This window comes from Streptomyces sp. NPDC059897, from assembly GCF_042730865.1.
Classification (GTDB): Bacteria; Actinomycetota; Actinomycetes; order Streptomycetales; family Streptomycetaceae; genus Streptomyces.
On the sequence record NZ_JBHWKQ010000004.1, the window covers coordinates 272,896 to 279,788 of the forward strand.

The window sequence follows — 6,893 nt, forward strand, 5'->3', positions numbered from 1 at the left end:
GCACCACCCCGCTCCGTACTCCCGTCCTGTCCTGGTGAGGAGCCCACCATGCGCGCCGCCCCCGAACGTCCCACCTCCGATCGCCCCTCGGCCATCGAACGCCTGGGAGCCGAACCCGTGCCGCTCACGCGGCGGCACGGCCGTCCCTGGTCGCTGTTCACGCTGTGGTTCGGCGCGAACGTGCAGTTCGCGACGCTCAGCGTGGGCGCCCTGTCGACCTCGGTGTTCGGCCTCGACCTGCTGCCCGCCGTCCTCGCGATCGTCACGGGCACGCTGCTCAGTTCGGCGCTGGTCGGCCTGTTCTCGACGCGCGGGCCGCTGACGGGTGTGCTGCAACTCGTCCAGTCGCGCGGCCCGTTCGGCCGGCTCGGGAATCTGCCGTCCGCGGCGTTCACCGTGGTCAACGGCGTCGGTTGGTGTGTCGTCGACTCGCTGCTCGGTGTCTTCATCCTGCGCGATCTGACGGGCATGGGCTTCGGGCCCGCGCTCGCGTTGATGGCGGTGGCGCAGCTCGGCATCGCGGTCGTGGGGTACCGGCTGATCCACACCGTGGAGCGGGTCCTGGCCGTGGTTCTGGTCGTGGTGTTCGCCGTGATGTCGGTGTACGGCTTCGGCGCGGCGCACGCGACCGCTCCCGTGGCACCGGCCGACGGCTCGGCTTCGGCGTTCCTGCTGGTCGTCGCCGTGACCTCGGCGCGCGTGCTCGGCTGGTCCGCGTACGCCTCGGACTACAGCCGCTATCTGCCGGCGCAGAGTTCGCCGCGGCGGGTGTTCCTCGCGGCGGGCGGCGGGGGTGCGCTCGCCGGGGTGTGGATCGGTTCGCTCGGCGCGGCCCTCGGCACGGTGGGCGCGCTCGACGATCCGAGCGCCATGGTCAGCGGCCTGCTGCCGCACGCCCTCGGCACCGTCGTGCTGCTGTGCCTGCTCCTGTCCACGCTCGCCTCCACGGTCATCGACCTGTACTCCGGTGCGATGGCGGCGCTCGTCGCCGGGTTCAGCATTCCCCGCTGGGTGTCCGTCCTCGTCGTCGGCGGCCTCGGCACGGCGCTCGCCTGGTACGCGGGGCACGGCGACTTCGCGGCGCAGCTCAACGACTTCCTGCTGATGACGGGTTACTGGCTGGCGCCGTGGGGCGCGGTGATGATCGTCGCGTACTGGGGCCGCGGGCGGCGCGCGCTCGCCGATCCGTACGACACCCGGCACCGCTTCGGCCGGGGCCTGCCGTGTGTGCTCCTGGCCGTCGCGGCCGAGCTGCCGTTCATGAACCAGTCCCTCTATACGGGGCCGCTCGCCGAGGCACATCCGGTGCTCGGTCCGTTCGGCCTGTTCGTCGGGTTCGCGGTGGCGGGGACCGCGTACACCGTGGTGTGTCCGCGTCCCCGCGCGTCCGACCGACCCCAACCAGCCACGCCGCACGAGAAGTTGAGGAGCCAGGCATGACCATCACCACCGCGCCCACCACGCAGGACGAGACCTTCCTGCGGGCCGCCATCGCCGCGGCGGCGAAGTCCCGCGCCGGCGGCAACCATCCCTTCGGCGCGCTGCTCGTCCTGGACGGCGAGCAGGTCCTGGAGGCGGGCAACACCGTCGTCTCGGAGCGGGACGCCACCGGGCACGCCGAGACCAACCTGGTGCGCCTGGCGACACGTACCTACGACCGCGACACACTCGCCCGCGCCACCCTCTACACCTCCACCGAGCCGTGCGCGATGTGCACCGGAGCCGTCTACTGGAGCGGCATCGGCCGGGTCGCGTACGCCCTCGGCGAGGACGAACTCCTCGCCCTGACCGGCGCGAACCCCGAGAACCCGACGATGGCTCTGCCCTGCCGGCAGGTGCTGGCCGCCGGGCAGCGGCAGGTGACTGTCGTCGGCCCCTGCCTGCACGCGGAGGCGTCCTCGGTCCACGAAGGGTTCTGGGCATGACGCACACACACCACGGGCGGGCTCGCACACTGATCCACAACGGCATCGTCATCCCCTGCGACGGCACGAGGACGGTCCTGGACCCCGGATCCGTCCTCCTGGAGGGCGACCGCATCATCGCCGTCGACCGCCCAGAGGCCTTCGCCACCACCGACGCGCACATCGTCGACGCCACCGGCCACGCCGTGATCCCCGGCCTGCACAACACCCATCTGCACTCGGGCCTGTTGCGCGGCACCGCCGAGTCCAAGTCCCTGTGGGACTGGCTGCGCGACTACGTGGATCCGGCCCACAAGGCCCTCACCCCCGAGATCGCGGAGGCCGCCTCGCTGCTCTGCTACACGGAGTCGCTGCGCGCGGGCACCACATCCGTGATGGACATGTGGCGCCACATGGAGGGCTCCGCGCACGCCGCCGAACAGGTCGGCATCCGCGCCACGCTCGTCCCCTACGTCGCCGATCTCCCCGGCTACGACTACTTCGAGACGCTGGAGACCAACCGCCGCCTGCTGAAGGAGTACCGCACGTACGCCCACGGCCGGGTGCGCTCCTGGGTGGGCCTGGAACACCTCTTCTACTGCAGCGAGCAGGCGTTCCGCGCTGCGGCGGCCCTGGCCGACGAGTTCGACACCGGCCTGCACACCCACTCATCCGAGACGGCGTGGGAAGTCGAGGAGTCACTGCGGCAGTTCGGGCGCCGCCCGGTGGAGGAGTTCCACCATCGCGACATCCTCGGACCGCGCACGGTGATCGCCCACTGCGTGTGGCTCGACGACCGCGAACTCGATCTCCTCGCCGAGACGGACACGAGCGTCGCGCACTGCCCCTGCTCCAACATGAAGCTGTCGTCGGGCCCCGCCCGGGTCGCCGACATGCGCCGCCGGGGCATCGCCGTCGGCATCGGCAGCGACGGTGAGAAGGAGAACAACAACCTCGACCTGCTGGAGGAGATGAAGTTCGCCTCCCTGCTCCAGAAGGTGACCTCGCTCGACCCGACCACCGGCGACCCGTGGGACATCCTCGACATGGCCACCCGCGACGGCGCCCGCGCCCTGGGCCTCGACGATGTCACGGGTTCCCTGGTGCCGGGCAAGCGCGCCGACGTCGTCACCGTGGACCTGCGCGCCCTGCACACCACTCCCCTCCTCCACGGCCCGGACTTCAACGCCGTCCCCCACCTGGTGTTCTCCGCATCCGCCGCGGACGTCGACCACGTGTGGGTCGACGGCGAGATGCGGGTGTCCGGCGGGAAGGTGCTGAGCGTGGACACGGACGGGGTTCGGCGGCGGGCGCAGAGCGCGGCGGAGGAACTGTTCCGGCGGCGGGCGGCGCTTCCGGTCGGGCGGTAGGGGCGGGGATGCGGGGCGGGTGTCGAGCCCCCGCCCCTCATCGCCGCCCCCTTCATCCCCGCCCCCTCCGTCAGCCCTCCAGCACTCCCGTCGCCGCCACCCCCGCATACCACCGCGCACTCGCCTTCGGCGTCCGCGTCCCCGTCGGGTAGTCGACGTGGACCATGCCGAAGCGCTTGCTGTAGCCGTAGCCCCACTCGAAGTTGTCCAGCAGGGACCACAGGAAGTAGCCGCGGATGTCCGCGCCCGCGGACAGCGCGCGGTGCACGGCGGCCAGGTGGTCGCGGACGTAGGCGATGCGCTGCGGGTCGTTGACGTTGCCCTCGGGGTCCGCGTAGTCGTGGAACGCGGCGCCGTTCTCGGTGATCACCATGGGCAGGCCGGGGTGCTCGGCGCCGAGGCGGAGGAGGAGTTCCTCCAGGCCCGAGGCGTCGATCGTCCAGCCCATCGCGGTCCGGTCACCGGGTGTGGAGTGGAAGGCGACGCGGTCCGCGCCCACCCAGGGGCTGTGCTTGCTGGCGCCGTGGCCGTCGTTGCCGTGGGCCGGGTCGCCCTCGGAGACCAGGGTCGGCGAGTAGTAGTTGACACCCAGGAAGTCCAGCGGCTGGTTGATCTCCTTCAGGTCGCCGTCCTCGACGAAGGACCAGTCGGTCAGCGGCGCCGTGTCCTTCAGCAGGTCGTCGGGGTACTCGCCGCGCAGCATCGGGCCGGTGAAGACCCGGTTGGCGAGGGCGTCGATGCGGCGGGCGGAGTCCACGTCCCCGGCCGCGTCGGTCAGCGGGCGCACGTGGTGGACGTTGAGGGTCACCGAGATCTCGGCGGCCGGGCGCAGTCGGGAGCGCAGCGCCTGAACGGCCAGGCCGTGGCCCAGGTTGAGGTGGTGGGCGGCGCGCAGGGCGGCGACGGGCTCGGTGCGGCCGGGGGCGTGCACCCCGGACGCGTAGCCGAGGAAGGCGCTGCACCAGGGCTCGTTGAGGGTGGTCCAGGTGTCGATGTGGTCGCCGAGGCCCTCGGCAGCGAGGGCCGCGTACTCGGCGAACCGCTCCGCGGTCTCGCGGGCCGGCCAGCCGCCCAGGTCCTCCAACTCCTGCGGCAGGTCCCAGTGGTAGAGCGTGGCGACCGGCTTGATGCCCTTCTCGCGCAGCGCGTCGGCCAGGCGCCGGTAGAAGTCGAGGCCCTTCTGGAGGGCCGGGCCGCGGCCGGTCGGCTGGATGCGCGGCCAGGCCAGCGAGAAGCGGTACGCCTTGACGCCCAGGTCGGCCATGATCTCGACGTCCTCGGCCCAGCGGTGGTAGTGGTCGCAGGCGATGTCACCGGTGTCACCGTTGAGGACCTTGCCGGGCGTACGGGCGTAGGTGTCCCAGATGGACGGTGTGCGGCCGTCCTCCTGAGCGGCGCCCTCGATCTGGTACGAGGCGGTCGCCGTGCCCCACAGGAAGTCGGCGGGGAACGTGAGCGCGGATGACATGGAGGACTCCTACGGGATGAACGGGCATTACGGGAAAGGGAGTTGACGCAGGGGCAGAGCGTCGGGCGGGCTGATCAGCCCTTGACGGCGCCCTGCATGATGCCGCCGACGATCTGGCGGCCGAAGACGATGAACATCGCGAGCAGCGGCAGCGTGCCGAGCAGGGCGCCCGCCATGATCAGGGACTGGTCGCGGACGTAGCCGGCGCTGAGCTGCGTCAGGGCCACGGGGACCGTCGGGTTGGTCATGTCGAGGGCGATGAACGGCCAGAAGAAGTCGTTCCAGGCGTGCACGAACGTGATCATGAAGATCACGGCCATGGGGGCGCGGGCGATCGGCAGCACGATGGACCAGAAGATGCGCAGCGAGTGCGCGCCGTCGACCCGGCCCGCCTCGACGAGCTCGTCGGGCAGCGCCTCGGCGAAGTACTGCCGCATGAAGAACACGCCGACCGCGCTGACCAGCGTGGGGAAGATGACGGACGGCAGCTGCTGGCCCCAGCCGAGGTCGCTCATCATCATGAACAGCGGGACGACGCCCAGTTGGGGCGGCACCATCATGGTGCCGATGACGACCATGAGGAGGGCGTTGCGGCCCTTGAAGCGGAGCTTGGCGAAGGCGAAACCGGCGAGTGTCGCGAAGAGCACGGTGGACAGCGAGATGGCGCCGGCCACGATGAACGAGTTCATCATCGCCTTGCCCATGGCGGCCTCGGTCCAGGCCCGGGACAGGTTGCTGAAGAGGTTCGGTCCCGGCAGGAACGGCGGTGGCGTCCGCGAGATCCGGGCGCTGTCCGTGGAGGCCGCGACCAGCGTCCAGTAGAGCGGGAAGAGCGAGACGAGGGCGGTCAGCCCGAGGAGGATGTAGGCGAGGGGCCCGGCGTGGTGCTGCTTGCCCGCGCCCTGCCGCAGGCGCCTGCGGCGGGCGGCGGGTGCGGGGCGTTCGACGGCCCCGCGGCGTGCGGCGCCGGTGCGGACCGGAGCGGTGTCGGTGGTCATGGCGTGGCTCCCCCGGTCAGTGCGTGCGGTTGCGCAGGCGCGAGATCACGCGCTGCAGGACGAAGACGAGGACGAGCAGCAGGAACATCGCCCAGGCCACGGTGGCCGCGCGGCCCATCTGGTAGTTCTTCCAGCCCTCTTCGTAGAGCAGCAGGCCGAGCGTCTGGTACTGGTTGTCGGTGCCGCCTGTGACGCCGTTGGGGCCCTGGCCGAAGATCAGTGGTTCGCCGAAGAGCTGGGTCGCGCCGATGGTCGACAGGACGATGGTGAAGACGATCGTCGCCCTGATGCCGGGGACCGTGACGGTGCGGAACTGCTGCCAGCGGTTGGCGCCGTCGATGGCGGCGGCCTCATAACGCTCCAGCGGCACGGCCTGCATGGCGGCCAGGTAGAGCAGGGCGTTGTAGCCGGTCCACCGCCAGATCACGATCGCGGAGATGGCGGTCTGCGATGCGCCGGTGGAGTTCTCCCAGTCGACCGGGTCGATGCCGATCAGACCGAGACCCCAGTTGATCATCCCGAAGTCGCGCTGGAAGAGCATCGTGAAGACGAGCGCGGCGGCGCCGACCGAGGTGGCGTACGGGGTGATGGCGGCGACCCGGAAGAAGGTCGAGCCGCGCATCTTGTAGTTGAGCAGGTGCGCGAGGCCCAGGGCCATGAGCAGCTGCGGCACCGTGGAGATCACGCCGATGGTGACGGTGTTGCGCAGCGCGTTCCAGAACCGCTCGTCGGCGAACAGCGCCGTGTAGTTGTCCAGACCCCGCCACGACATGACGTCGAAGGTGGACAGCTCGACCTGGTGGAGGGAGATCCAGGCGGTGTAGATCAACGGGTAGAAGCTGAACGCGGCGAAGATGACGAAGAAGGGCGCGACGAACGCGTACGGTGCGCCCTTCACGTCGAGGCGGTGCAGCAGCGGCACCTTGGAACGGGCCTTGTCCGTAACGAGAGTTGAGGCGGCCACCGGGATCCTTCCGTGGGGCGGCGGGCTGGCGGGCGAACGGTGCGGCGGGGGCGGGTGCGGCCGGGGGGCGGGGGGGGGCGGGGGGGGTCCCGCCCCCCCCCCAAAGGGGCCGTAACCGGCACCCCCCCCCAGAAATTACCCCCCCGCCGGGGTGTTAAAGAGCCGCGACCGGGGCAATGCCGAATAGAG

At 70.9% G+C, this 6,893-nt stretch carries 6 protein-coding genes; 3 read left to right on the forward strand and 3 right to left on the reverse strand.

Annotated features, from left to right (window positions below; translation table 11 throughout):
* Nucleotides 1-48: 48 nt before the first annotated feature.
* From ACFV9W_RS07315 to ACFV9W_RS07325, 3 genes are read left to right on the forward strand one after another with little or no spacing between them, the layout of a single operon-like run.
* Entirely contained in the window at nt 49-1,440 is a 1,392-nt protein-coding gene (locus tag ACFV9W_RS07315) for a purine-cytosine permease family protein (RefSeq protein WP_385756479.1), read from the forward strand.
* Nucleotides 1,437-1,925 carry a nucleoside deaminase gene (locus ACFV9W_RS07320; protein WP_385756481.1) on the forward strand — a complete coding sequence of 163 codons (489 nt, stop codon included), beginning with the start codon at nt 1,437-1,439 and terminating at the stop codon, nt 1,923-1,925. Before ACFV9W_RS07315 ends, ACFV9W_RS07320 begins: the two co-directional genes overlap by 4 nt.
* On the forward strand, nt 1,922-3,274 hold the full coding sequence (locus tag ACFV9W_RS07325; RefSeq protein ID WP_385756483.1) for an amidohydrolase family protein: 1,353 nt from the start codon (nt 1,922-1,924) through the stop codon (nt 3,272-3,274). The genes ACFV9W_RS07320 and ACFV9W_RS07325 overlap by 4 nt, the downstream gene beginning before the upstream one ends.
* 70 nt (nt 3,275-3,344) lie before the next feature.
* Here the strand turns inward: ACFV9W_RS07325 and ACFV9W_RS07330 are convergent, their stop codons facing one another.
* The 3 genes from ACFV9W_RS07330 to ACFV9W_RS07340 form a co-directional block, all read right to left on the reverse strand.
* Entirely contained in the window at nt 3,345-4,742 is a 1,398-nt protein-coding gene (locus ACFV9W_RS07330) for a GH1 family beta-glucosidase (RefSeq protein WP_385756485.1), read from the reverse strand.
* Between the two features lie 74 nt (nt 4,743-4,816).
* On the reverse strand, nt 4,817-5,740 hold the full coding sequence (locus ACFV9W_RS07335) for a carbohydrate ABC transporter permease (RefSeq protein ID WP_385756487.1): 924 nt from the start codon (nt 5,738-5,740) through the stop codon (nt 4,817-4,819).
* Between the two features lie 16 nt (nt 5,741-5,756).
* A complete protein-coding gene (locus tag ACFV9W_RS07340; protein ID WP_385756564.1) occupies nt 5,757-6,710 on the reverse strand; it encodes a carbohydrate ABC transporter permease in 954 nt (317 codons plus the stop codon).
* Nucleotides 6,711-6,893 lie beyond the last annotated feature (183 nt).

Bases quoted from the DNA above. Each gene is read 5' to 3' on its own strand.
- ACFV9W_RS07315 (WP_385756479.1), top strand. From the start codon at position 49: ATGCGCGCCGCCCCCGAACGTCCCACCTCCGATCGCCCCTCGGCCATC.
- ACFV9W_RS07320 (WP_385756481.1), top strand. From the start codon at position 1,437: ATGACCATCACCACCGCGCCCACCACGCAGGACGAGACCTTCCTGCGG.
- ACFV9W_RS07325 (WP_385756483.1), top strand. From the start codon at position 1,922: ATGACGCACACACACCACGGGCGGGCTCGCACACTGATCCACAACGGC.
- ACFV9W_RS07330 (WP_385756485.1), bottom strand. From the start codon at position 4,742: ATGTCATCCGCGCTCACGTTCCCCGCCGACTTCCTGTGGGGCACGGCG.
- ACFV9W_RS07335 (WP_385756487.1), bottom strand. From the start codon at position 5,740: ATGACCACCGACACCGCTCCGGTCCGCACCGGCGCCGCACGCCGCGGG.